At 65.3% G+C, this 23,142-nt stretch carries 23 protein-coding genes; 12 read left to right on the top strand and 11 right to left on the bottom strand.

Features of this window, described 5'->3' with window-relative positions; genetic code table 11:
• Positions 1 to 80: 80 nt before the first annotated feature.
• A complete protein-coding gene (locus tag CDQ92_RS02570) occupies positions 81 to 980 on the top strand; it encodes a LysR substrate-binding domain-containing protein (protein WP_088439788.1) in 900 nt (299 codons plus the stop codon).
• Here CDQ92_RS02570 and CDQ92_RS02565 read toward each other — a convergent pair.
• The 4 genes from CDQ92_RS02565 to rpmI all read right to left on the bottom strand — a co-directional run bounded on the left by CDQ92_RS02565 (position 977) and on the right by rpmI (position 7,268).
• The gene (locus tag CDQ92_RS02565; protein ID WP_088439786.1) at positions 977 to 3,736 is read right to left on the bottom strand and encodes a [protein-PII] uridylyltransferase; all 2,760 of its coding nucleotides are present in this window, start codon (positions 3,734 to 3,736) and stop codon (positions 977 to 979) included. The two genes, CDQ92_RS02570 and CDQ92_RS02565, sit on opposite strands and share 4 nt — an antisense overlap.
• Positions 3,733 to 6,396, bottom strand: a complete 2,664-nt coding sequence (gene mutS / locus CDQ92_RS02560) for a DNA mismatch repair protein MutS (RefSeq protein WP_088439784.1) — start codon at positions 6,394 to 6,396, stop codon at positions 3,733 to 3,735. Before mutS ends, CDQ92_RS02565 begins: the two co-directional genes overlap by 4 nt.
• Before the next feature lie 289 nt (positions 6,397 to 6,685).
• A complete protein-coding gene (gene rplT, locus CDQ92_RS02555; protein ID WP_088439782.1) occupies positions 6,686 to 7,051 on the bottom strand; it encodes a 50S ribosomal protein L20 in 366 nt (121 codons plus the stop codon).
• Between the two features lie 13 nt (positions 7,052 to 7,064).
• Positions 7,065 to 7,268, bottom strand: a complete 204-nt coding sequence (gene rpmI / locus CDQ92_RS02550) for a 50S ribosomal protein L35 (protein WP_088439780.1) — start codon at positions 7,266 to 7,268, stop codon at positions 7,065 to 7,067.
• A 158-nt stretch (positions 7,269 to 7,426) separates the two neighbouring features.
• On the opposite strand from rpmI, the gene CDQ92_RS02545 reads away from it, so the two are divergent.
• Positions 7,427 to 9,637: an AsmA family protein gene (locus CDQ92_RS02545; protein ID WP_229667198.1), complete on the top strand. Its 2,211-nt coding sequence runs from the start codon at positions 7,427 to 7,429 to the stop codon at positions 9,635 to 9,637.
• 18 nt (positions 9,638 to 9,655) lie between these two features.
• On the opposite strand, the gene hisN is transcribed toward CDQ92_RS02545, so the two are convergent.
• The gene (gene hisN, locus CDQ92_RS02540) at positions 9,656 to 10,438 is read right to left on the bottom strand and encodes a histidinol-phosphatase (RefSeq protein WP_088439778.1); all 783 of its coding nucleotides are present in this window, start codon (positions 10,436 to 10,438) and stop codon (positions 9,656 to 9,658) included.
• 116 nt (positions 10,439 to 10,554) lie between these two features.
• Here hisN and CDQ92_RS02535 point away from each other — a divergent pair, with 116 nt between their 5' ends.
• On the top strand, positions 10,555 to 11,097 hold the full coding sequence (locus CDQ92_RS02535) for a TetR/AcrR family transcriptional regulator (RefSeq protein WP_088439776.1): 543 nt from the start codon (positions 10,555 to 10,557) through the stop codon (positions 11,095 to 11,097).
• A 4-nt stretch (positions 11,098 to 11,101) separates the two neighbouring features.
• Here the strand turns inward: CDQ92_RS02535 and CDQ92_RS02530 are convergent, their stop codons facing one another.
• Complete coding sequence (locus CDQ92_RS02530) at positions 11,102 to 12,037, bottom strand: ribose-phosphate pyrophosphokinase (RefSeq protein WP_088439774.1); 936 nt, start codon at positions 12,035 to 12,037, stop codon at positions 11,102 to 11,104.
• Between the two features lie 145 nt (positions 12,038 to 12,182).
• On the opposite strand from CDQ92_RS02530, the gene CDQ92_RS02525 reads away from it, so the two are divergent.
• From CDQ92_RS02525 to rpmG, 5 genes are all read left to right on the top strand, one after another.
• Positions 12,183 to 13,850 carry an NAD+ synthase gene (locus tag CDQ92_RS02525; RefSeq protein WP_088439772.1) on the top strand — a complete coding sequence of 556 codons (1,668 nt, stop codon included), beginning with the start codon at positions 12,183 to 12,185 and terminating at the stop codon, positions 13,848 to 13,850.
• Positions 13,851 to 13,948: 98 nt separating this feature from the next.
• Positions 13,949 to 14,368 (top strand): DoxX family protein, encoded by a 420-nt coding sequence (locus tag CDQ92_RS02520; RefSeq protein ID WP_088439770.1) that lies wholly within the window; start codon positions 13,949 to 13,951, stop codon positions 14,366 to 14,368.
• A gap of 52 nt (positions 14,369 to 14,420) precedes the next feature.
• Positions 14,421 to 15,731: a glutamate--tRNA ligase gene (gene gltX, locus CDQ92_RS02515; RefSeq protein ID WP_088439768.1), complete on the top strand. Its 1,311-nt coding sequence runs from the start codon at positions 14,421 to 14,423 to the stop codon at positions 15,729 to 15,731.
• 148 nt (positions 15,732 to 15,879) lie between these two features.
• Positions 15,880 to 16,611 (top strand): energy transducer TonB, encoded by a 732-nt coding sequence (locus CDQ92_RS02510; protein ID WP_088439766.1) that lies wholly within the window; start codon positions 15,880 to 15,882, stop codon positions 16,609 to 16,611.
• 214 nt (positions 16,612 to 16,825) lie between these two features.
• Positions 16,826 to 16,993, top strand: a complete 168-nt coding sequence (rpmG, locus tag CDQ92_RS02505) for a 50S ribosomal protein L33 (protein WP_058818055.1) — start codon at positions 16,826 to 16,828, stop codon at positions 16,991 to 16,993.
• A gap of 241 nt (positions 16,994 to 17,234) precedes the next feature.
• On the opposite strand, the gene CDQ92_RS02500 is transcribed toward rpmG, so the two are convergent.
• Entirely contained in the window at positions 17,235 to 17,597 is a 363-nt protein-coding gene (locus tag CDQ92_RS02500; protein WP_088439764.1) for a response regulator, read from the bottom strand.
• A gap of 89 nt (positions 17,598 to 17,686) precedes the next feature.
• Here CDQ92_RS02500 and CDQ92_RS02495 point away from each other — a divergent pair, with 89 nt between their 5' ends.
• From CDQ92_RS02495 to CDQ92_RS02480, 4 genes are read left to right on the top strand one after another with little or no spacing between them, the layout of a single operon-like run.
• Positions 17,687 to 17,950, top strand: coding sequence for a DUF3572 family protein (locus CDQ92_RS02495; protein ID WP_088439762.1), 264 nt, complete (start codon positions 17,687 to 17,689; stop codon positions 17,948 to 17,950).
• A complete protein-coding gene (locus tag CDQ92_RS02490) occupies positions 17,947 to 18,588 on the top strand; it encodes an HAD family hydrolase (RefSeq protein WP_088439760.1) in 642 nt (213 codons plus the stop codon). Before CDQ92_RS02495 ends, CDQ92_RS02490 begins: the two co-directional genes overlap by 4 nt.
• A 12-nt stretch (positions 18,589 to 18,600) precedes the next feature.
• Entirely contained in the window at positions 18,601 to 19,065 is a 465-nt protein-coding gene (locus CDQ92_RS02485) for a RidA family protein (RefSeq protein WP_088439758.1), read from the top strand.
• Entirely contained in the window at positions 19,066 to 20,214 is a 1,149-nt protein-coding gene (locus CDQ92_RS02480) for a GNAT family N-acetyltransferase (RefSeq protein ID WP_088439756.1), read from the top strand.
• Positions 20,215 to 20,319: 105 nt separating this feature from the next.
• On the opposite strand, the gene CDQ92_RS02475 is transcribed toward CDQ92_RS02480, so the two are convergent.
• The 4 genes from CDQ92_RS02475 to panC all read right to left on the bottom strand — a co-directional run bounded on the left by CDQ92_RS02475 (position 20,320) and on the right by panC (position 23,119).
• The gene (locus CDQ92_RS02475; protein WP_088439642.1) at positions 20,320 to 20,652 is read right to left on the bottom strand and encodes a hypothetical protein; all 333 of its coding nucleotides are present in this window, start codon (positions 20,650 to 20,652) and stop codon (positions 20,320 to 20,322) included.
• Positions 20,649 to 21,755 carry an IS5 family transposase gene (locus CDQ92_RS02470; protein ID WP_088439640.1) on the bottom strand — a complete coding sequence of 369 codons (1,107 nt, stop codon included), beginning with the start codon at positions 21,753 to 21,755 and terminating at the stop codon, positions 20,649 to 20,651. The genes CDQ92_RS02475 and CDQ92_RS02470 overlap by 4 nt, the downstream gene beginning before the upstream one ends.
• 70 nt (positions 21,756 to 21,825) lie before the next feature.
• Positions 21,826 to 22,140, bottom strand: coding sequence for an SEL1-like repeat protein (locus tag CDQ92_RS02465; protein WP_054589726.1), 315 nt, complete (start codon positions 22,138 to 22,140; stop codon positions 21,826 to 21,828).
• Between the two features lie 139 nt (positions 22,141 to 22,279).
• The gene (gene panC, locus CDQ92_RS02460; RefSeq protein ID WP_088439754.1) at positions 22,280 to 23,119 is read right to left on the bottom strand and encodes a pantoate--beta-alanine ligase; all 840 of its coding nucleotides are present in this window, start codon (positions 23,117 to 23,119) and stop codon (positions 22,280 to 22,282) included.
• Positions 23,120 to 23,142: the final 23 nt, after the last annotated feature.

Raw genomic sequence — 23,142 nt, 5'->3', positions numbered from 1 at the left:
GGCTTGCCTCCGATGTAAACCCGCGGCATCATCCGGATAAGAAGGCCAATGTTGGATGTTTTGATGAAAATTACGGGATAATGACGCGTCTTGCGCTCCGCGATTTCGACGCCGTGCTCGCGGTCGGCCGGCGCGGATCGTTTCGACAGGCGGCGATCGACCTGGGCCTGTCAACAACCGCGCTCAGCCACATGATCGCGCGGATCGAGACCGAGCTGGGGGTCCGCCTGTTCAACCGGACGACGCGCAGCGTTGCACTGACCGACGCGGGACATATCTTTGTCGACCGGATAGGGCCGTCGCTGCTCGATGTTCGCGAGGCGATCGAGATCGTCCGCGCGCGCGGCGAAACGCCATCGGGCACGCTGCGGATCAATGCCCCGCCGTTCGCGGCGCGCTCCGCGCTGGCGGCGCTGATCCTCGAATATGCGCGCCGTTATCCGGGCGTGCATGTCGATGTGGTGACCGACGGACGGCTGGTCGATATTGTCGCGGAAGGGTTCGACCTGGGGGTACGGGTTGCGTCGCTGGTTCCCACCGACATGATCGCGCTGTCGCTCGGCGAGGCGCAGCGGTTTGCCGTCGTCGCGTCGCCCGACTATCTTGCCGCGCATGCGCCGCCGCGTGTTCCCACCGACCTCACTACCCATGCGTGCATCCGCGTGCGCCTGCCCGATGGTTCGCTCTATCGCTGGTATTTCGAGAAAGGCGCCGAGACGGCGCAGGTCGAGGTGAGAGGCCCAATGACGATCGACGATGTTACGATCGCGCGCGCTGCGGTGGTTGCGGGTGTGGGGATCGGCTTCTTCTTTGAACAGGATGTTGTTGCCGACATCGACGCGGGCCGGCTCGTTCGTCTGCTCGATGACTGGACCCCGCCGTTTCCGGGTCTCGCGCTCTATTATCCGGGCCGCCGTCATCCATCGGCCGCGCTGGCGGCGTTCCTGGCGCTCGCCCGCGAGTTGGGGCGCAAGGCCTAAGCCGCCACCGCTTCCTCGCTCTGGCTCGTCGCCGCCTCCAGCAGGCGTTTTTCCAGCGACTTCACGCGCGCGGCGCTGTCGATCTTGTCGCCGATCAGGTCGGTGACATAGAAGGTGTCGACCGCGCGTTCGCCATAGGTGGCGACGTGGGCGCTGTGGACGGTCACCTTGGACTGAAACAGCGCATAGGCGAGCTGATTGAGCAGCGCGGGGCGGTCCTGCGCGTTGACCTCGATCACGGTGAAGCGGTTTGATGCCTTATTGTCGACGAAGACGTTGGGGGCAATGCGGAAGGCTTCGGCGCGGGTTCGCGGCAGCGCGCGGGCTTCGAGTTTGGGGAGCAGTTTGTGGCGGTTGGCAAGCGCATCCTCGATCGCGCGGGTCAGCCGGCCGATCTGCCCCGGCTCGTCGAACGGGCGGCCGATCGGATCCTGCACGAGGAAATTGTCGAGCGCGAGGCCGTCGCGGGTGGTGTGGATTCGCGCGTCGATGATGTTGCCGCCGGCGAGGTGGATGCCGCCTGCGATACGATAGAACAGCCCGGGATGGTCGGCGGCGAGCACCATCACCAGCGTCGCGCCGCGATCATCGTCGGGGACCGCGGCGATGTGCAGCGGCGAATCGCCAGCCTGCCGGATATGGACGAGGTTGGCGGCGATGACCTCGACCGGTTCGGCGATCCAATAGCTTTCGGGCAGGCGCTTTGCGACCTTGTCGAAAGTCTTTTGGTCGAAGCCGAATTGCGCCGCGACCGCCTCTTTCTTGCTGGCAATGCGTTGTTCGCGACCCTTTTGCTTGTGGCCGAGGCGCAGCACTTCTTCGGCGGCGTCATAGAGTTCGGTCAGCAACTGGCGTTTCCAGCTGTTCCACACCCCGGGGCCGACGGCGCGGATGTCGACGACGGTGAGGACGAGGAGCAGGCGGAGGCGTTCGGGACTTTGCACCATCTGCGCGAAGTCGAGGATCGTCTTGAAATCGGCGAGGTCGCGTTTGAACGCGGTCGCCGACATCAGCAGGTGGTAGCGCACGAGCCACGAGACGGTCTCGGTCTCCGCGTCGCTGAGCCCCAGCCGCGGGCAGACGCGCAGCGCCAGTTCGGCGCCGAGCACGCTATGGTCGCCGCCGCGCCCCTTAGCGATGTCGTGCAGCAGCACCGCGACATAGACGACGCGGCGCGAATGGATCTGGTCCATGATCGCGGTCGATAGCGGGTGGTCTTCCTTGAGCCGTCCCTGTTCGATGTCGGCGAGCAGGCCGATGGCGCGGATCGTGTGTTCGTCGACGGTATAGTGATGATACATGTCGAACTGCATCTGCGCGACGACGCGGCCGAAATCGGGGACGAAGCGGCCGAACACACCCGCCTCGTTCATCCAGCGCAGCACCGTTTCGGGATCGCGTGGGGATGTCAGCACGTCGAGGAACAGCACGTTCGCGCGCGCGTTGCGGCGCACCCCCTGCGTCTCGATCAGCTTGGCCTCGTGGCGCGCCTGGCGCATCGCCTGCGGATGGATTTCGAGCCCGTGCTTGTCGGCCAGCGCGAAGATTTCGATGAGGCGCACCGGATCCTGCTGAAAGAAATCGTCGCTGGGTAGCGCCAGCCGCCCGCGGTCGAGGACGAAGCCGTTGAGCTTGCCCGGACGCCGCCGGATCGTCGGCAGGAAACGCCGCCCGCGCGCCGCCATCTGGTCGTCGAGATGCGCGAGGAAGGTGCCGGTGACGTCGCCGACACTTTTGGCGTGGAGGAAATAGAGCTGCATGAAGCGCTCGACCGCGCTTTTGCCGGGGCGTTCGGCGAATTGCATGCGTGCGGCGATCTCGCGCTGGACGTCGAAGGTCAGCCGGTCCTCGGCGCGCCCCGCGATCGTGTGGAGGTGACAGCGGACGGCGAGGAGGAAATTTTCGGCGCGGGCAAATTGGCGCAGCTCGCGGACCGACAGCAGCCCGGCGTCGACGAGTTCGGGGACGGTCCGCACGCGGTGGATGAACTTGCCGATCCAGAACAGGGTGTGCAGATCGCGCAGCCCGCCCTTGCCCTCCTTCACATTCGGTTCGACGACGTAGCGCGAATCGCCCATGCGCTTGTGCCGCTCGTCGCGCTCGGCGAGCTTGTCGGCGACAAAGGCGCGCGCATTGCCCGCGACGACCTCGGCATCGAAACGCGCCGATGCCTGATCATAAAGTTCGCGGTCGCCCCAGATGAAGCGGCCTTCAAGCAAGGCGGTGCGGATAGTGAGATCATCCTTTGCGGCGCGAACCATCTCGTCGACCGAACGACTGGAATGGCCCACCTTCAGCCCCAGATCCCACAGCGTATAAAGCTGCGCCTCGATCACGCTTTCGGTCCAGCTTGTCTGCTTGAACGGGGTGAGGAAGCCGATGTCGATGTCGCTGTGCGGCGCCATTTCGCCGCGGCCATAGCCGCCGACCGCGATTAGCGTGAGCCGCTCGCCCGACGATTTATTGCCCGAGGGGTAAAGGTGGCCGACGGTGAAATCATGGCTGAGGCGGACGATCTGGTCGATCAGGAAGGCGGTGGCGCTGGCGGCGAGGCGGCCCGACGACGGGTGCGCGAGCAGCCGCCGTTCGATTTCGGCGCGCCCGTCGTCGAGCGCCGCCTTGAGCAGCGCTACCATCGCGCGGCGGCGCGCGGCGGAATCCTGCGTCTCGGCGGCGATGGCGTCGAGCCGGTCGCCGAGGGCGCGGCGATCGATGATCGCGCGGCGCTGTTCGAGCTTGTCGAAGATGTCGCTCATGCTTCGTCCGCCAGCAGGTGTTTGAGCGCATAGAGCGCGTCGAGTGCCTCGCGCGGGGCAAGCGCGTCAGGGTCGATTTGCGCCAGCGCGTCGCGCAGCGCATCGTGTTTTTCGGCTGGCACAGCGGCGAGGGTGGCGGCGAACAGCGGCAGGTCGTCGAGCCCCGCGGCGAGGCCGCCGGTTTTCTCGCGCCCGGCTTCGAGCTTCGCCAGCACCGCTTCGGCGCGCTTGACGACCCCCGCGGGAACCCCGGCGAGGCGCGCGACCGCGAGGCCGTAGCTGCGGTCGGCGGGGCCATCGGCGAGTTCGTGGAGCAGCACCAGGTCGCCCTGCCACTCGCGCGCGCGGACATGGTGGAGCGACAGCGCGCCCAGCGTTTCAGCGAGCCGCGTCAGTTCGTGATAATGGGTCGCGAACAGGCAGCGGCACCTGTTCACCTCATGCACCGCCTCGACCACCGACCAGGCGAGCGCGAGTCCGTCATAGGTCGAGGTGCCGCGCCCGACCTCGTCGAGGATGACGAAGCTTTGCGGGGTCGCCTGGGCGAGGATCGCGGCGGTTTCGACCATTTCGACCATGAAGGTCGAACGTCCGCGCGCCAGATTGTCGCTGGCGCCGACGCGGCTGAACAATTTGTCGACGAGGCCGAGCTTTGCCGAGGCAGCGGGGACGAACCCGCCCGCTTGCGCGAGCACCACGATCAGCGCGTTCTGGCGCAGAAAAGTCGACTTGCCGCCCATGTTTGGGCCGGTCACGAGCCAGAGCCGGTCGGTTTCGGATAGCGACAGATCATTGGGGACGAAGCGATCGCCCGCTTTCGCGAGCGCGGCCTCGACCACGGGATGGCGGCCGCCGACGACGTCGAGGCACGGCGTTTCGGCGAGGTCTGGGCGGCACCAATTGTGGCTCATCGCATGGTCAGCGAGTGCGGCAGCGACGTCGATCCGCGCCAGCACGTCGCAGCTCGCGGCGATCGCTTCGCGGCGCGCGGTTGCGGCTTCGGTGAGCGATTCGAGATGCGCGGCTTCGGCGGCGACGGCGTGGATTCCCGACTGCGTCACCCGGCTCGCCGCTTCGTGGAGGTCGGACGAGTTGAAGCGTACGACGCCCGCGAGCGTCTGGCGGTGGGTGAAACCCGATTCGGGCGCCATCAGCGTGTCGGCATGTTTGGCGGGGACTTCGACATGATAGCCGAGGACGCCATTGTGGCGGATCTTGAGCGAAGCGATGCCGGTGCGGTCGCGATAGCCTGCTTCGAGCAGCGCGATGGCTTTGCGCCCATCGCGCGCCGTTTCGCGCAAGGCGTCGAGGGCGTGATCGTAACCCTCGGCGATATAGCCGCCTTGCGCGGCATCGACCGGGGGCGTCTCGATCAGTGCGCGAGTGAGCTCGTCAACCAGCGTGCCGTGGCCGTCGAGCGCAGGCAGCAGGCGAGCGAGCAAGGGCGGCAGATCAGGGCGGTGCGCGAGGCGCTCGCGCAAGAGCCGCGCGCCGCCAAGCGCGTCGCGCAACTGCGCCAGATCGCGCGGTCCGCCGCGACCCGCGACGAGGCGGCCGAGCGCGCGTCCCGCGTCGGGCAGCGCGCGCAGCGCGGCGCGAAGTTCGCCGCGCCACAGCGCATCGCGCGCAAGGCCATCGACAAGATCGAGCCGGTCGAGGATCGCCGCCTTGTCGGTGAGCGGGCTGGCGAGATCGTCGGCGAGCAGCCGCGCCCCCGCTGCGGTGACGGTGCGGTCGATCGTGCCGAGCAGGCTGCCGTCGCGCGTGCCAGCCATGGTGCGGACGAGTTCGAGGCTTTCGCGCGTCGCGGCGTCGATCGCCATGCGCCCCGACGCCAGATGGCGCACCGGCGGCTGGAGAAAGGTCGGCGCGCCGGTGCCGACATGGTCGAGATAGGCAACCAGCGCCCCCATTGCGGCGATTTCGCCGCGCGAAAAGGCGCCAAAACCGTCGAGCGTCTTTACGCCGAAGAAGGCTTCGAGGCGCTTTTGCGCCGCGGTGCTCGAAAAGTCGGCTGGGGGCCGCCGCACGAGTTGGCGTGCCGACGAAATCGGCAGCTCGCCCGCGCTCTCGCTAACGAGCAGTTCGGATGGCGCGAGCCGCGCCAGTTCGGCATCGACCGCCTCGGGCCGCACCGCGACGACCTCGAACCGTCCGGTGGAAATATCGGCGGCCGCAATCGCAACCTCACCCTCGCTGCCGACCTCGGCCATTGCGGCGAGACGGTTGGCGCTGCGCCCTTCGAGCAGGCTTTCTTCGGTCAGCGTTCCGGCGGTGACGAAGCGGACGATCGCGCGCGCCACCAGCGCCTTCGACCCGCCGCGCGCCTTGGCTTCGGCGGGGGTTTCGACCTGTTCGGCGATCGCGACGCGGTGGCCGGCGCGGATCAGGCGGGCGAGATAGGATTCGGCGGCATGGACGGGCACCCCGCACATAGCCACCGGCTGACCCTCATGCTCGCCGCGCGACGTCAGCGCGATGTCGAGCGTCGCTGCCGCGGCTTTCGCATCGTCGAAGAACAGCTCGAAGAAGTCGCCCATGCGGTAGAACAGCAGGCAGCCGCCCGCCTGCGCCTTCAGCGCCCAATATTGCGCCATCATCGGCGTCGCGGCGGGGGCGGCGCTGTTGCTGTTGGCGGGTTTGGGAGCGGCGGCGGGCATCGGACCCTGCTTAGTGATTGGGGGCGGCATGGCAAGGTCGCGTGGGGGAATGGCGGCGGTGGGGTGGGGTGCTGCCACGTCATTCGTCATCCCGGGCTTGACCCTTAATGCCGCTGCTTGCGGCGATCGCGGACCTTGCGTGCAAAGCTGGACCCCGGATCAAGTCCTGGGTGACGAGCGTTCGCTGTCGACTTTTGGCTCCCTGACGACATTTCAACGCGATCGCGCCAACGAAAAAGGGCGGCCCCGTCGGGACCGCCCTTGTTTCTCGTCACTTGGCTGAAAAACGTCAGGCTGCCTTGGGCAGCGCCGCTTTTGCCTGCGCGATGATGGTGGTGAACACCGTCGCTTCGTTCATCGCCAGGTCGGCCATGATTTTCCGGTCGAGATCGATCCCGGCCAGCTTCACGCCGTGCATGAACTGCGAATAGGTCAGGCCTTCGGCGCGAACCGCGGCGTTGATACGCTGGATCCACAGGCCTCGGAAATTGCGCTTCTTAACCTTGCGGTCGCGATAGGCGTATTGGCCAGCCTTTTCGACCGCCTGCTTGGCGATACGAATGGTGTTCTTGCGACGGCCGTAAAAGCCCTTCGCCTGTTCCAATACGCGTTTGTGCTTGGCGCGCGTGGTGACGCCGCGTTTGATGCGTGACATGCCTTAGCGCTCCTTACTTCAGGCCGTAGGGCGCCCAGAGGCGCACATGGGCCACATCCGAATCGCTCAGCACGCTGGTGCCGCGGTTGGTGCGGATATACTTCGAATTGTGCGAAATCAGGCGGTGACGCTTGCCGGCAACGCCGTGCTTCACTTTGCCCGAGGCGGTGAATTTGAAGCGTTTCTTCACACCGCTCTTGGTCTTCATTTTGGGCATTTTGGTCTCCTTTGGAAGTCCGTTTGCGTATCGGCCTGGCAGCCCTTTCAGCCAGCCGACACAATCGGAAGCGGGGCGCTTAGGGGGATTCGCCCGCAAATGCAAGCCTACCGGGCCGGGCCAGCGGAACCAAGGGTGTTCGCGCTCGTTCACAGCGGATGAACCTGCCCACCGGACAGATGGGCCATCCGCCCGCCGCGACTGCCATCCCCGGCGGCGGGCCGTCCGATTCGGGCTGGTCTAGCGTCCTGTCGAGCTTTGCACGCCGCATCTGGACCCCCCGCTGGCTGAAAGAGCGGCCGCGTGCGGTGCGTATCGCAGCACGAACGGCGGCGATCATGCTGCTGCTGCTGGTGACGATCTGGCTGGTGCTGTTCATCACCAAGGGACGCTTTTTGAAGGGGACGTTCGAAAGCGTCGCGTCGTCGCAGCTGGAACGGGAGGTCGCGATCGGCGGCGACTTCCAGCTCTATTTTGCGCCTTTCAACGTCAAATTCCTCGCCGAAGACATCCGCATCGCCAATCCCGAATGGGCGCGGGCGAAACAGTTTTTTACCGCCCGCCGCGTCGATACCCGGTTGGCCACGCTGTCGCTGATCGTCGGCAAGCGCGTGATGACCTTTGCCGACATCGATCAGGCGCAGGTGGCGCTCGAATGGGACGCGCAGAACCGGCACAACAGCTGGACCTTTGGCGATCCCGATCGGCCGCCCGAGCCGCTCAACCTGCCGACGATCGAGCGCGCCGCGATCACCAAGAGCGGGCTGACCTATCGCGACCCGCGGCTGCGCCTGTTCGCTGATATCGACATCGATACGGTGCGCTCGACGGGCAGCCGGATCGACGAAGCGATCGGGTTCAACGGGCGCGGGACGATGCGCGCGCAGCCGTTCACGCTGACCGGGCGGCTGTCGTCGCCGAACCAGACGGTTGCGGGCGGCAAGAACCGGCTGACGATGCGCGCGATCGGGCTCGGGAACACCGTCGATCTGGTCGGCACGCTGCCCGGCCCGACCGAGCTGGTCGGTGCCGATCTGGCGCTGACTGCGCGCGGCGAGAACCTGTCGCGCCTGTTCGATTTTCTGGGCGTCGCTATTCCCGACACCCGGCGGTACCGCGCGACGTCGAAGCTTGGTTATGACGGTTCGGTCTGGAAATTCACCAGTCTGAAAGGCGTCTTTGGCGACAGCGACCTGGCGGGAACCTTCGCAGTCAGTATGCCGAAAGGGCGCGTCTATCTGGACGCCAACCTCAGTACCCGGTCACTCAATATCATCGATGCCGGGCCGTTCATTGGTTATGAGGTCGACCGGCTTGACCGGATGGGCACCGATGGCGTGATCAGGACCGTCGGCGGCCGGCCGCGCGTTCTTCCCGATTCGCCGCTGCGCGCCGACTCGCTCAAAGCGTTCGACGCCGATCTGCGCTACAAGGTTGCCAAGGTACGCGCTGAGAGTTTTCCGGTCAGCAATGTCGATCTGACGCTGTCGCTCAAGCGCGGACTGATGGAAATGAAACCGCTGACCTTCCTGCTCGCCGGCGGCAAGGTAGCGAGTGACGTTTCGATCGATTCGCGGCCGGCGGTCGTGCGCACCGCTTATGATATCCGCCTCTCGCCGACGCGGCTCGGCAACTTGCTGGCGCGCTTCGGGGTGGCCGAATCGGGGACCACCGGCACCGTCAGCGGCCGGATCCAGATGGTCGGCCATGGCGATAGCCTGCGCCAGTCGCTCGCCAGTTCGAACGGTCGCATGGCCTTCGTCCTGCCGAAGGGCAGTTTCTGGACGCGTAACGTCCAGCTTGCCGAGCTCGACGTCGGCACCTTTGTGCAGAAATTGTTCGAGGATAAGTTGAAGAAGCCGGTCGAGATCAATTGCGGGGTGATCGCTTTCACCGTGCGCAATGGCGTCGGCGCTGCCGACCCGATCCTGATTGACACGCAAAAGAACGTCATGGTCGGGCGCGGCGGTTTTTCGTTCCGTACCGAGGCGATCGACATGGCGGTGCGCGCCGACGGCAAGAAGTTCAGCCTGTTCTCGGGCCAGTCGCCGGTCAGCGTCGGCGGCTATTTCGCGGCGCCGCGCCTCGATCCGATCAGCGACCAGCTGATGGGCCGCGCGGGGGCAGGGCTGGGGCTGGCAATCGTCGCCACCCCGCTCGCCGTGATCATCCCCTTCGTCGATCCGGGTGATGCGAAGTCGGCGCAATGCGGTCCAATCCTTGCGGGTGCGCGCGCCAGTGCGCAGCGCACGACGAAAGGCGAAGTGCGCGACGATGTCGGCAAAGGCACGACGGCGAAGGGCGAGGATGGCAAACTGTCGAAGGAAGAGGGCGGCAAGCAGCGCAAGAAGTTCCTCGGCATTTTCTGAGGCCGAGGTCGCCGCACGTCAGTGCGCGCAGGCGAGGCCTTCGATCACGTCTTCGAGCCGTGCCGGATCGCCCAGCGCAATCACATGGCCCGCGCTGTCGGCGTTGAGCGGGTCGCCGTTCCAGTCGCACATTGTCCCGCCCGCGCCCTCGACAATGGGAACGAGCGCCGCGAAATCGTGCAGCTTCAGCCCCGCCTCGACCACCAGATCGACATGGCCGCTGGCCAGCAGGCCGTAATTGTAGCAGTCGCCGCCAAAGATCAGCCTTTTGTGCGCGGTCTTGGCCGCGAGCGCCATGAAATGCTCGGCATCATGATCGTCGAAATATTGCGGGCCGGTTGTGGCGAGTGTCGCATCGGCGAGGGTACGGCAGGTACGGGTGCGCGCGGGCTCGCCATTGAACAAGGTCGGCCGACCCAGCGCGCCGACCCAGCGTTCGCCGCTGATCGGCTGATCAATGATGCCCAGCACCGGCCAGCCGTCCTGCAGCAGCGCGATCAGCGTACCGAAAATCGGGCGTCCCGCCATGAAGCTGACGGTGCCGTCGATCGGGTCGAGCACCCATTGGCGCGCCGCGTCGGGACGCTCGGCACCATATTCCTCGCCGATGATGCCGTCGCGAGGCGCCTCGGCATCGAGCAGTCGGCGTATCGCCGCTTCGGCGGCGCGGTCGGCCTCGGTGACCGGCGAGGCATCGGACTTGGCTTCGTGGGCAAAGGCGGCGCGAAACAGCGGGCGGATGGCGTCGCCAGCCGCGTCGGCGAGGCGATTGGCGAGCATGAGATCAGAGGTTATCGTCATGTCATCGGCGCTAGCGCAGCACGGCTGTTCCCGCCAGCCCCAGACCACCGCGTTGCGGGCGGAGCTGCGGAATATATCAATTTTACAAATATCGTATAATTTGTAAAATTGCGCTTATGTCCGACCGTATTTCCGCCGATTCCCTTTTAAACGTTGTCGCGCGCACCGGATTTCGCAAGGCATCGATGGACGATCTGGCGCAGGCCACCGGGGTGTCGCGTCAGGCGCTCTACAACCGCTTCGGATCGAAGGGCGCGCTGCTCGAATGGGCCACCCAATCGCTGATCGACCGGTCGCTCGCGGAGGCGTTGCGGGCTCTGGAAAACCCCGCCGCCGCCTTGGTTGCGCGGTTGGCGACTGCGCTCGATACATGGGTTGGCCAGCATATGGCGATGCTGCGCGCCTCGCCCCATGGGATCGACGTCGCCCCGATGGCCGCGCCCGCGCCGGGCGAAGCGGTGCGTGCGGCCGAACGCAAACTGGTGGCGGCGATGGCGAATGCGATCCGGCGCGGCGGTCCCGGGACCGCGGTCGCGCGCGCCGGCAGCCTGGCGCAGGCGCTGTGCTGGACCGCGAAGGGCCTTGTCCATGCAGCGCCCGATCATGCGGCCTTTCGCCGCGAACTGGAATTGATCGTCGGCGCCGTGCTGGCGCGATGACGGATTAATCGAACAGCGAGGAGACGCTCGATTCGTCGGCGATGCGCTTGATCGCTTCGCCGAGCAGCGGTGCGACGGTGAGCGCGCGGACCTTCTTGCTGTCGTTGACCGCGTCGGTCGGCTGGATCGAATCGGTGATGACCAGTTCGGTGAGTTCGCTGGCCTCGACGCGGGCGACCGCGCCGCCCGACAGCACGCCGTGGGTGCAATAAGCGACAACGCCCTCGGCCCCCGCCGCCTTCAGCGCGCCCGCGGCGTTGCACAGCGTCCCCGCCGAATCGACGATGTCGTCGATCAGGATGCAGAAGCGCCCCGACACGTCGCCGATAATGTTCATCACTTCGGATTCGCCAGCGCGTTCACGGCGCTTGTCGACGATTGCCAGGGGGGCGTTGTCGAGCCGCTTGGCCAGCGCGCGGGCGCGCACCACGCCGCCGACGTCGGGCGACACGACCATCAGATTCTTGCCCGCAAAGCGCGCCTGGATGTCGGCGCTCATCACCGGCGCGGCGTAGAGATTGTCGGTCGGGATATCGAAAAAGCCCTGAATCTGCCCGGCGTGCAGGTCGATCGCGAGCACGCGGTCGGCGCCCGAGGTGGTAATCAGATTGGCAACCAACTTGGCGGATATGGGCGTGCGAGGACCGGGCTTGCGATCCTGGCGGGCATAGCCAAAATAGGGGACGACCGCGGTGATACGTTTTGCCGAAGCGCGGCGCAGCGCATCGGTGATGATCAGCAACTCCATCAGATTGTCGTTGGCCGGGAAATTCGTCGGCTGGACAATGAAGACATCCTGCCCGCGAACATTTTCGTGGATCTCGACGAACACTTCCTCGTCGGCAAAGCGGCGCACGCTGGTGTCGGTCAGCGGCAGTTCCAGATAGTCCGCGATCGCGCGGGCGAGGGGAAGGTTGCTGTTGCCGGAGATCAGTTTCATGGGGTGCGCGGCCCTTTCGCGGCGGATAGGATTGCGCGCCCCTTAGCCAGCGGGGGGCGATAGGGGAAGGGTGAAGTTGACGCCGCGCGTTCGCTGACCCCTTGGGTCATTGCAATCGCGGCGGCGGGGGGTATGGCTCGGCGGTATGACCGACGCAGTCGACACGCTCACCATCGTCCTGGCCCAGATAACGCAGTCGGTCGGCGACCTGGCCGCCAATGTCGATGCGATGCGCGCGGTGCGGGCGCGGCACGCCGGGGCCGACCTGATCCTCTACCCCGAGTTCCAGCTGATCGGTTACCCGCCCGAGGATCTGGTGTTGAAGCCTGCCCTGGCCGAGCGCGCCGCGAGATTGCTCGCCGAGCTGGCGGCGGATACCGCCGACGGGGGACCGGCGATGCTTGTCGGGTCGGTCGAACGCGACGGGGCGGACCTGTATAACATCGTCGCGCTGCTCGACGGAGGCCAAGTTGTTGCGACGCGGCGAAAGCATGAGTTGCCGAATTACGGCACTTTTGACGAGAAACGAATCTTCGTACCCGGCCCGCTCCCCGATGTGGTCGATTGGCGCGGGGTCCGGCTCGGGCTGCCGATCTGCGAAGATGGCTGGTTGCCCAAAGTGTCGCGGCATCTGGCCGACCAGGGCGCCGAGCTGCTGATTTCGGTCAATGGAAGCCCTTATGAAATCGACAAGGACGAACGGCGGTTGAGCCAGGTGTTCGCGGGGCGTGTCGCCGAAACCGGGCTGCCACTGATTTTCCTCAACCGCGTCGGTGGGCAGGACGAACTGGTGTTCGACGGCTGTTCGTTTGTGCTGAACGCCGATGGATCGACTGCCCACCGCCTCAAGGATTGGGACCAAGAGGAGCGGGTGACGCGCTGGACCAGGGGCGCGAACGGCTGGACCTGCGAAGCGGGCGCGATCGCCGAATGGGAGGCGCATCCGGCCGATATTTATAGCGCGATGATCGTGTCCTTGCGCGACTATGTCGAACGCAATCGTTTTCCCGGCGTCGTGCTCGGGCTGTCGGGCGGGATCGATTCGGCGATCTGCGCCGCAATTGCCGCCGACGCGCTCGGCCCCGACCGGGTGTGGTGCGTGATGATGCCGAGCCGCTTCACCAGCCAGGCGAGCCTCGACGATGCGGCAAGCTGTGCCGAACTGATCGGGTGCAGGCTCGACACGATCTCGATCGTCCCCGCGGTCGAGGCGTTCGACACGATGTTGGCTGGCAGCTTTGCCGATGTCGAGGTCGATATCACCGAAGAAAATGTCCAGTCGCGCATCCGCGGCGTGACCTTGATGGCGCTCAGCAACAAATTCGGGCCGATGTTGCTGACCACCGGCAACAAGAGCGAGATGAGCGTCGGTTATGCGACGATCTATGGCGATATGGCGGGTGGCTATAACCCGCTGAAGGACGCCTATAAGATGACGGTGTTCGCCGTCGCCAAATGGCGCAATGAAAATGTGCCGCGGCTGTCGCGCAATCCGGTCGCCCCGGTGATGCCCGAGACGATTATCACCAAACCGCCGAGCGCCGAACTGCGCCCCGACCAGAAGGACGAGGACAGCTTGCCACCCTATGCCGACCTTGACCGCATGCTGCACATGCTGGTCGAAGAGGAGGCGAGCGTCGACGATGTCGTGGCGCGGCATGGTTTCGACCGCGACGCGGTGGTGCGGATCGAACGCCTGCTGATGCTCGCCGAATATAAGCGGCGGCAGGCGCCGCCGGGGGTCAAGCTGTCGACGCGCAACTTCGGCCGCGACCGGCGCTATCCGATCACCCACGGTTTCCGCACCGGCTGACCGCGACCTGCGGGTACCGGTACGTCGGTGTATCCTCGTAGGGCCGTGTGGCGGTGCTAAGATTGCGGATCGGGAAACTGCAATACGGGGGGCGAGATATGGGGTTGCTGGGAGAAAAGGCGTCGCCGCAAAAGGCCGAGCGGGCGCTCGACGTGCTGCGGATCACCGTCGCGCTGCTGATTTTGATCCACGGGACTTTTCGCTTGGTTGCCGGCGGCGTGGCGCCGTTCGGTGTCTGGCTGGAAACGCTGGGCTTTCCCATGGGCTTTGGTTGGGCGCTCGGCGTAACGCTGTTCGAACTGGTTGGACCGGTGCTGATGCTGGCGCGCCGCTGGACCAGTTTTGCGGCGTTGGGCCATGCCGCGATCCTGACGCTCGGCATGATTCTGGTCCATTTGCCTTTTGGCTGGTTTGTCGTTGGCGCGGGGCGCAACGGGGTGGAATATAGCGTCATCCTGATCGTCTCATTGCTGACTATCGCCTGGGCCTATTGGCCGGGGCGCCGCCGCGCGGGCTGACGCTGTACGACGGGGTCGCATGCGGGGAGCGAAGCGGTTATAGGCGCGCGGCATGACCGTCGTGACCCGCTTCGCCCCTTCGCCAACCGGCACCCTGCATGTCGGCAATGTCCGCACCGCACTTCACAACTGGCTGTGGGCGCGCAAACATGGCGGCCGCTTCCTGCTGCGCATCGACGATACCGACCTCGAGCGGTCGCAAGAAGACTATGTCGATGCGATCCGCGCCGACCTGGCGTGGCTGGGCTTCGACATCGACGGCGAGGAACGCCAGTCGGCGCGCTTCGCGCTGTACGAGGCCGAATTCGACAAGCTCAAGGCGGCGGGCCGCGTCTATGCCTGTTACGAAACCCCCGAAGAACTCGACATCCGCCGCAAGATCCTGCTCTCACGCGGGCTGCCGCCGGTCTATGAGCGCAAAGCCGCCGACGCCCCGGTACCCGTGGGCGTCGCGCCGCACTGGCGTTTCCGGCTCGACCATGACGCACCGATCGAATGGACCGATATGGTTCGTGGCGAGCAGAACTTTGAGCCAAAAACGATGTCGGACCCGGTGGTGCGGCGTGCCGATGGCAGCTGGCTCTATCTGCTGCCCAGCGTGATCGACGATATTGCGATGGGGATTACCCATGTCGTGCGCGGCGAAGATCATGTGTCGAACACCGCGACGCAGATCCAGATGTTTGCCGCGCTGGGTGCTACCCCGCCGCGCTTCGCGCATGAGGCGTTGCTCGTCGGGACCGAGGGCAAATTGTCGAAGCGGCTCGGTTCGCTCGGCATGGCCAGCCTGCGCGACGCGGGGATCGAGCCGATCGCGCTCGCGGCGCTGCTCGCGCGGCTCGGCACCAGCGACCCGGTCGAACCGGTGACGAGCCTGGCGCCGCTGATCGAGCATATCGACTTTACGCGCTTCGGCCGCGCCCCGGCGCGTTTCGATGAAGCCGAGCTGGCGCTGCTGAACCAGAAGATCCTGCACCACACTGGATATGAAGCGGTCGCGAACCGCCTGCCCGCGGCGATCACCGCGGCGCGCTGGCATGCGATTCGGCCGAACTTGATGACGGTCGCCGAAGCGGCCGATTGGACGGCTGTTTTCGATGGACCGCTCACGCCGCCGCCGGTCGAGGATATGGATCGAGCGGTGCTGGACTCCGCCGCCGCCGCGGCGCCCGCGATCGACTGGAGCGCCGACCCCTGGCACGCGCTGACCACCGCCGTAAAAGAGGCGACCGGCGCCAAGGGCCGCGCGTTGTTCCTGCCGCTGCGCCGCGCACTGACCGGGCGCGACCACGGCCCCGACATGGCCGAACTGCTGCCGCTGATCGCCAAGGATCAGGCGATAGCGCGGTTGGCCGCCAGCTAACCGAACCACGGTGCAAAAGCGCCACCATTCTTGCCTACTGCCGCGCTTGACAAAAGGCGTTATGATATATTATCACTACGATCTGACTTGGCCGATAGCGGTGGTCGAAACACGGCGGGGCCGGGTCTGACAGGCAAGGAGAGATGCCATGACCCTGATACCACTGATTTCGACCATCCTGACGGCCCCCGAAGTGACCACGGCACCCGCGGGTCGATCGGCGACCTCGTCCCGCAACATCTATGGCAGCGATCCCGGCCGCCACCCGGTCGCGGCACTTCTTGCCGTTGGCCTGCCCGCCGCGCTGGTCATCGCGGTGGCGCTGTCGCCGATGATCGTTGATACGATACCCAAGACCGACCCGATGGTCGGAACATTGATCAAACTACCGCCGCCTCCACCGCCGCCCCAGCCGACTCCCGACGCAAAGCCCGTGCCGAGAACCGCGTCCGCGACCGACACGGTGAAACCTCTCGTCGAAACAATGCCTTCCTTTGATAATGGTGTAGTCGAAGGGCCGGTCATCGTCGACGTTGGCCCGATCGACCCTGGACCTCCAGCCCGGCCCGCCGATCCACCAGCTTTGCCCAAACTGGTATTCGCCGAACTTGATCCGCGCTACGCCGGGGCGTTCCAGCCCGACTATCCGGCGAGCGAACAACGCCGCGAGATCGAAGGCGTCGCCAAAGTTCGCGTGCTGATCGGCACCGACGGGCGGGTGAAGGCGGTCGAACTGGTCAGCACCGACAGCCCGGGCTTTTTTGCCGAAACCAAACGCCGCGCCCTCGCCAAATGGCGCTTCAAGCCCGCGACGCGCGGTGGCGTGGCCGAGGAAAGCTGGAAGACGATGACGGTTCGCTTTGAGATCAGCTCCGCCTAGCCGCCCACCGAACCCCCTCCCGGGCGGACAGCTGTGCGCCGTCCGCCCGCTCTTTTGCTTGACAGAAGCGGCGAATCCGGTCAGAGGCGCGCGGATATTGGGGGCGGCGCCTCGTGCGCGGCCCTCTATGTTTTTCACACCAACGTCGGGGCCAAAGTCCCGCCACATCCTTCGGACCTCCGGCGGATGTGCATATATTTCGAGGAACAGGGCCATGGCCAAGCCGACGACCGTCAAGATCAAGCTGGTGAGCACCGCCGACACGGGCTTTTTCTATGTGACGAAAAAGAACCCGCGCACGATGACCGAAAAAATGTCGGTCCGCAAATATGACCCGCGCGTGCGCAAGCATGTCGAGTTTAAGGAATCGAAGATCAAGTGAGGCATTTTCCCGCGCGGCATGTCCGCGCGGTTTGAAAACGCATTATCCGGCGCAAGGTATCCGGAGGCACGTGACTCCGAAACACGATCAAAGGGCGGCCATCTGCGCCGCCCTTTTTCGTGGGCGCGGCCAAGATGTCGCGTTTGAATTGGAATGCGGGGGCAGTTTGTTCCCCGGCGAAAGCCGGGACCCCGGCTTTCGCCGGGGAGCGGCTGGTTCTTGTCGAAACTGGCCGTTTGCGTCAGGCAAACACCCCGACGCTCTCGATGAATTTGATCACCGAAATCGGTTTCGAGACATAGGCCTCGGCCCCTGCCGCACGGATTTGTTCCTCATCGCCCTTCCCGGCATAGGCAGTGACCGCCATGATCGGTACGGCGCGCAGCGTCGGGTCGGCCTTCATCTGGCCGATCAGCTCGAGCCCGCCGACATGCGGCAGCTGGATATCCATGATGATCAGGTCGGGCGCAATCTCGCGCGCCTTGGCCAACGCATCGCGACCGTCGCGCACCGGGTGAGCGGTATAGCCATGGGCGTTGAGCAGGTCGCAGAACAGGCGCAAGTTCAGCTCATTATCTTCGACGACCAATATGGTCTTGCCCATGATTATTCGCTTCCCCACCTTGCGTATGGCGCCCGTTTAGGCGAATCGGCCGCATGACACAATTGCCTCCCTTTGAAGGGAAAACTGCCTTGCACGACGACGACGCAGCATTGGCGCTTCAGGCGCTCGGGTGGATCCTGAGCGACGAACCGCGCGCCGAGCGGCTGCTGGCGCTGACCGGCCTTGCCCCCGACGAGCTGCGCGCATCGCTGAGCGAACGCGCAACCTTGGCGGCGATCCTGTCGTTCCTGACCGCCCATGAATACGACCTTGTCGCCTGCGCCGATGCGTTGCAGGTGCCGCCGGCCACCATCGCCGCAGCGTCGGAGCGCCTTGAAGGAATGCGTATATGACCCGCCCACTCGTCATCACCGATTGCGACGAGGTGCTGATGCACATGGTCGTGCCTTTCGCCGAATGGGTCGACGCCGAACATGGCGTGCTGTTCCGCATCGAGGACGCCAGCTTTGCCGGAGCATTGAAGCGCAAGGAATGCGGGACACCGCTGGAAGCGGCCGAAGTCTGGCCGCTGCTCGATGCTTTTTTCCGCGGCGAGATGGCGCGGCAATATCCGATCCCGGGCGCGCTTGAGGCAATGGCGGCGATCGCCGAGCAGGCCGACATTGTCGTGCTTACCAACGTCGGCCCCGAGCATCAGCAGGCACGGATCGAGCAACTCGCGCTGCACGATTTTCACGCGCCGGTGATCGGCAGCCGCGGCGGCAAGGGTGAGCCGGTGCGCCGGTTGATCGAGCAATATCAGCCCTCGGTCGCGCTGTTCATCGACGATCTGGCGGGGCATCATCATTCGGTCGCGCAGGAAGCGCCCGATGTGTGGCGGCTTCATCTGGTCGGCGAACCCGCGATCGCCGACAAGATTGCGCCCGCCGAACATGCCCATGCGCGCATCGACGACTGGGCGGCGGCGCAGGACTGGATCCTCGCCCGGCTTGCCGAAAATGTCCCCGCACCGGCCCCCGAACCCGTTTAAGAAGGAATCACCATGGATATCACCGCGAAACTTGCCGAACTCGGGCTCGAACTGCCCAAAGCCGCCGCGCCGGTCGCCGCCTATGTTCCCGTCGTCGAACATGACGGCCTGCTCTATGTCAGCGGCCAGCTGCCCTTCCGCGACGGGCAGGTCGTGACCGGACGTTTAGGTGACGACATGGATGTCGCAGGCGGGCAGGATGCGGCGCAGCGCGTCGCGCTGATGCTGATCGCGCAGATTGCCCAGGCGCTGGGCGGCGATCTGTCGCGCGTCGAGCGCGTCGTCAAGCTGGGCGTCTTCGTCAACAGCGCCCCCAGCTTCACCGATCAGGCGAAGGTCGCCAATGGCGCGTCGGACCTGTTCGAAACGCTGTTTGGCGATGCCGGTCGCCATGCGCGCGCCGCGGTCGGCGTCGCGGTTCTGCCGCTCGGCGCCGCGGTCGAGGCCGACGCGATTGTCGCGGTGCGCCCGGCGTAAATGGCCGAAGCCGACTCCCCGGCGCGGACGATCTCGCTTGGTACCGGGGTGGAAGCGGTCGATGCCGCGGCGTGGGACGCGCTGCATGACGGCAGCAATCCGTTTGTCGGCCACGCTTTCCTGTCGCTGCTCGAGGACTCGGGCAGTGTCGGGCCGGGTACAGGCTGGCAGGCGGCGCCGCTGCTCGTCGAGGACGCGGCGGGCGTGCTGCTCGCCGCCGCGCCCGCCTATCTGAAGTCACACAGCCAGGGCGAATATGTCTTCGATCAAGGCTGGGCCGACGCGTGGACGCGCGCGGGGGGCGACTATTATCCCAAGCTACAGATCGCGGCGCCTTTTACCCCGGTGCCGGGGCCACGATTGCTGGCGCCGGACAGCGACGACGCGCGGCTGTTGATCCGCGCCGCCGAAACGGTGGTGCGGCAGAACGGGCTGTCGTCGGCACATGCGACCTTTGTCGCGCCCGATCAGATGCAGCTGTTCGAAGGCGCCGGGTGGCTGGTGCGCCGCGACATCCAGTTCCATTTCGCCAATGCGGGTTACGCCAGCTTCGACGATTTCCTCGCCACGCTGACGTCCGCCAAGCGCAAGCAGCTGCGCAAGGAGCGGGCGCGGGCGGTCGAAGGGCTGCGGATCGAGGAATTGACCGGCGACGCGATCCGCCCCGAGCATTGGGACGCGATGTGGCTGTTCTATCAGGACACCGGCGCGCGCAAATGGGGGCAGCCCTATCTGACCCGCGCGGCGTTCGACCTGATTGGCGCGCGGATGGCGGAGCAGGTGGTATTGCTACTCGCCTATGATGACGCTCGGCCCGTGGCGGGGGCGTTACACTTCGTCGGGGCCGACACGCTCTACGGGCGTTATTGGGGCTGCCTTGTCGACATCCCCTATCTGCATTTCGAACTTTGCTATTACCGTGCGATCGACATCGCGATCGAACGCGGGCTGGCGCGCGTCGAGGCGGGCGCGCAGGGCGGCCACAAGCTGGCGCGCGGATATGGTCCGGTCGCGACCTGGTCGGCGCATTTCATTGCCGATCCCGGGTTCCGCCGCGCGGTGGCCGATTTTCTGGAGCAGGAACGCCGCGCCGAAGAAGCCGAGATGGACTGGCTGGAAGGGCATATGCCGTTCCGGCGGGCGGAATGAGCTTGGGCTATTTCGTCACCCCTGACGCGATCCGGGGTCCATGCGTCATCGCCGGAATGGATGCCGGATCAAGTCCGGCATGACGACGAAGAGATTTCGGGAGGTTTAGCAGGCTGTTGAAGAAGTCCATTTGCGAGCGATGAAGGGATATTCGTCGCCGTGTCGGTAGCAGATTTCGCCGTAGAGAGAGCCGTCTGGCTGGAGTTCGGCGGAGCCATCTCCGCATACTTCGGTCATTTCGTCGCTGCCGTCCCAGGAGAAGTCGATCCTGGTCGCCTCCGCGCTGCTCGCTTCCCATATGTGTCCGGTGCAGCAGCCGAAGGCAAACTCGCCTCCGCCCTTATGCTCGAACAGGATATAGGCTGGCTCGACCATATCGGGATAATCGGCCGGGAAGTCAGGCATCTCGACGATGCGCCATTTGCCGCCGGGGCTCATGCCAACGCTCCGAGGAGCTTGGGCAAGCGGATCAGATTGTAGGCGGCCAAGGCGAGGGTGAAGACCGCATCGACCTTGGCCCGTCCTCGCAGCTTGACCTTTGCGAGGCCGGCCGAAGCCTTGCCCCATCCGAACACCTCCTCGATGCGCTTGCGGCAGCGTTGGCTGATCGCATAGCCGGGGTGACGGGTGGTGCGCCGATCCATGGCAGTCGCGCGCGCCTTGCCATTCTTCGAGAGATGCCCGTTGATCGCGATGTGGGGGGTGACCGACCGCTCGCGCAAATCTTCCACGAACTGCCGCACGTCATAGGCCTTGTCGGCACCCAATGTGATCCGACGCCGCCGTCGGCGCCGGTCCAGCATCGCAAGCGCGGCTTCCCGTTCGGCGGTACCGCTGGCCTGGGTAATGCCGCCGTCCACCACCAGCCCGTTGCGGTTCTCCATCAGGGCGTGGCCGATATAGCAAAGCCTGGCAGGCTGGCCGTCGCCCTTCTTGTAGAGCCGTGCCTCGGGGTCGGTCGTGCTCTGGTGGGTCTCGTTGGACCGCTTCTCCTTGTGGAAGTTGCGTGTCGCATTGCGGCCCGGACCCTGGGGGTCATCGTCGCTCCCATCTTTGCGGCGAAAGCTCTTGATCGACGCCCAGGCCTCGATCAGCGTACCGTCCACCGAGAAATGATCGCTTGAGATCAGCCGCTTTACCTTCGGTTGGGCCAAAATCGCGCGCAGGAACTTGGCGGCGATCTCTCCGCTGAGCAGCCGGTCCCGGTTGGTGCTGAAGCTCGAATGGTCCCAGACCGCCTCGTCGACACCCAATCCGACAAACCAGCGGAACAGAAGGTCAAACTCGATCCGTTCCATCAACTGGCGCTCCGATCGAAGCCCGTAAAATACTTGCAGAAGCATGGCCCGCAGCAGCCGCTCCGGCGGGATCGAGGGCCGGCCGAGCCGGCGCGGGTAAAGCGCCTCGAAATCCCCGTCCAGCGCCGATAATGCCGTATTGGTTATCTGCCGGATCTGCCGAAGCGGATGATCCCGCCTTATCCGCGCCTCTATATCAACATAGGAAAACAAAGCTCCCGTGCCTTCGTCAGAACCGCGCATCGATCACCTCCAGCTCCCGGAAAGTGAATCACGATCAGCCCTCGCGCGCTACCACTTTTTCAACAGCCTGTTAGGCCGCAAACCGCCGCGCGGCCGGACGGCGCGCAGTTTCATCGAGCCAGGCGCGTGCCTGGCGCTGCGCCTCGGCGATTTCGTCGCGGCTCATTTCATCGGACAGGTCGGCGCGGCATTGCTGGCCTTCCTTGTTGCCGCCAAGCGCGGCGAGGTTGAACCATTTATGTGCCTGGATCAGGTCGACATCGACCCCGCCGGTGCCGGTCGAAAAGGCGATCCCGAGATCGAAATACGCGTTGGCGTCGCCGCGCGCCGCGTCGAGCAAGCGGCTTTCGATTAGATATTGCGCGGACTTCAGACTGTTGGCCATAAAAACCCCCTGTCGCTTCCCCCCACAGGAAGCTTCGAGGTCCACCCTTGCGGCTTATGGTCAACAAAGCGTTAACTTGATTGGCAATTTCTGGGGGATAGGATGCACAAACGGCTGATTTTGGCCGTTTCCGCTTTCATCAACCCACCGGATAATTGTCGATCAGCCGCGTTTTTCCGATCCGCGCGGCGGCGAGCAGCCGCGCGGGAGCGCGAAAAATGTCGAGCCTTTCCAGACTGTCGGCATCGGCAAGCGCGATATAGTCGACGCTGTCGAACCCGCCGGCGACGATCGCCGCTTCGGCCTTCGCGAGCGTTTCGTACATATCGCTGCCGTTCGCCAGCGCGGCAGCCGCGGTCCTGAGCGCGCCCGGAAAGGCGACGGCGGCGCTGCGCTGTTCGGGCGAGAGATAGGCGTTGCGCGACGACAGCGCGAGGCCATCGGGGTCGCGCGCGATCGGCGCCCCCAAAATGTCGAGCGCAAAATCAAGATCGCGCGCCATGCGGCGGATGATCGCGAGCTGCTGCCAATCCTTTTCGCCAAAGATCGCCACATCGGGGCGCACCTGATTGAACAATTTGGCGACGACGGTGGCGACCCCGTCGAAATGACCGGGGCGCGCGGCGCCGCAATAATCGGCGCCGAGTTCGGCGACCTCGATATGGGTGCTGTGACCGCCCGGATACATGACCCCGACATCGGGCGCCCAGAGAAGTGCTACACCTTCCTCGACGAGCAACGCAGCATCGCGGGCTTCGTGGCGCGGATAGGCGGCGAAATCTTCATTCGGGCCGAACTGGGTCGGGTTGACGAAGATCGACACGACGACATGGTCCGCAACGCGCCGCCCCATCTGCACGAGCGAAAGATGACCATCGTGCAGCGCGCCCATCGTCGGCACCAAGGCAACGCTTTTGCCGTCCTGCTTCAGCGCGGCGATGGCGCGATGCAGCGTGGCGATGTCACGGATGATTTGCACGGCTGCCCTGCCTCCGATAATGG

It is taken from the genome of Sphingopyxis bauzanensis, assembly GCF_002205675.1.
GTDB lineage: Bacteria > Pseudomonadota > Alphaproteobacteria > Sphingomonadales > Sphingomonadaceae > Sphingopyxis > Sphingopyxis bauzanensis.
This window is presented reverse-complemented; position numbering and strand designations above follow the sequence as displayed.

Excerpts from the sequence above, each read along its gene's own strand:
- CDQ92_RS02570 (WP_088439788.1), top strand. The coding sequence starts at position 81 with ATGACGCGTCTTGCGCTCCGCGATTTCGACGCCGTGCTCGCGGTCGGC.
- CDQ92_RS02485 (WP_088439758.1), top strand. The coding sequence starts at position 18,601 with ATGGATATCACCGCGAAACTTGCCGAACTCGGGCTCGAACTGCCCAAA.
- CDQ92_RS02535 (WP_088439776.1), top strand. The coding sequence starts at position 10,555 with ATGTCCGACCGTATTTCCGCCGATTCCCTTTTAAACGTTGTCGCGCGC.
- CDQ92_RS02530 (WP_088439774.1), bottom strand. The coding sequence starts at position 12,037 with ATGAAACTGATCTCCGGCAACAGCAACCTTCCCCTCGCCCGCGCGATC.
- hisN (WP_088439778.1), bottom strand. The coding sequence starts at position 10,438 with ATGACGATAACCTCTGATCTCATGCTCGCCAATCGCCTCGCCGACGCG.
- CDQ92_RS02545 (WP_229667198.1), top strand. The coding sequence starts at position 7,427 with ATGAACCTGCCCACCGGACAGATGGGCCATCCGCCCGCCGCGACTGCC.
- CDQ92_RS02510 (WP_088439766.1), top strand. The coding sequence starts at position 15,880 with ATGACCCTGATACCACTGATTTCGACCATCCTGACGGCCCCCGAAGTG.
- CDQ92_RS02480 (WP_088439756.1), top strand. The coding sequence starts at position 19,066 with ATGGCCGAAGCCGACTCCCCGGCGCGGACGATCTCGCTTGGTACCGGG.
- CDQ92_RS02525 (WP_088439772.1), top strand. The coding sequence starts at position 12,183 with ATGACCGACGCAGTCGACACGCTCACCATCGTCCTGGCCCAGATAACG.
- CDQ92_RS02475 (WP_088439642.1), bottom strand. The coding sequence starts at position 20,652 with ATGAGCCCCGGCGGCAAATGGCGCATCGTCGAGATGCCTGACTTCCCG.
- CDQ92_RS02500 (WP_088439764.1), bottom strand. The coding sequence starts at position 17,597 with ATGGGCAAGACCATATTGGTCGTCGAAGATAATGAGCTGAACTTGCGC.
- mutS (WP_088439784.1), bottom strand. The coding sequence starts at position 6,396 with ATGCCCGCCGCCGCTCCCAAACCCGCCAACAGCAACAGCGCCGCCCCC.
- gltX (WP_088439768.1), top strand. The coding sequence starts at position 14,421 with ATGACCGTCGTGACCCGCTTCGCCCCTTCGCCAACCGGCACCCTGCAT.
- CDQ92_RS02465 (WP_054589726.1), bottom strand. The coding sequence starts at position 22,140 with ATGGCCAACAGTCTGAAGTCCGCGCAATATCTAATCGAAAGCCGCTTG.
- CDQ92_RS02520 (WP_088439770.1), top strand. The coding sequence starts at position 13,949 with ATGGGGTTGCTGGGAGAAAAGGCGTCGCCGCAAAAGGCCGAGCGGGCG.
- CDQ92_RS02565 (WP_088439786.1), bottom strand. The coding sequence starts at position 3,736 with ATGAGCGACATCTTCGACAAGCTCGAACAGCGCCGCGCGATCATCGAT.
- rpmI (WP_088439780.1), bottom strand. The coding sequence starts at position 7,268 with ATGCCCAAAATGAAGACCAAGAGCGGTGTGAAGAAACGCTTCAAATTC.
- rpmG (WP_058818055.1), top strand. The coding sequence starts at position 16,826 with ATGGCCAAGCCGACGACCGTCAAGATCAAGCTGGTGAGCACCGCCGAC.
- CDQ92_RS02470 (WP_088439640.1), bottom strand. The coding sequence starts at position 21,755 with ATGCGCGGTTCTGACGAAGGCACGGGAGCTTTGTTTTCCTATGTTGAT.
- rplT (WP_088439782.1), bottom strand. The coding sequence starts at position 7,051 with ATGTCACGCATCAAACGCGGCGTCACCACGCGCGCCAAGCACAAACGC.
- CDQ92_RS02490 (WP_088439760.1), top strand. The coding sequence starts at position 17,947 with ATGACCCGCCCACTCGTCATCACCGATTGCGACGAGGTGCTGATGCAC.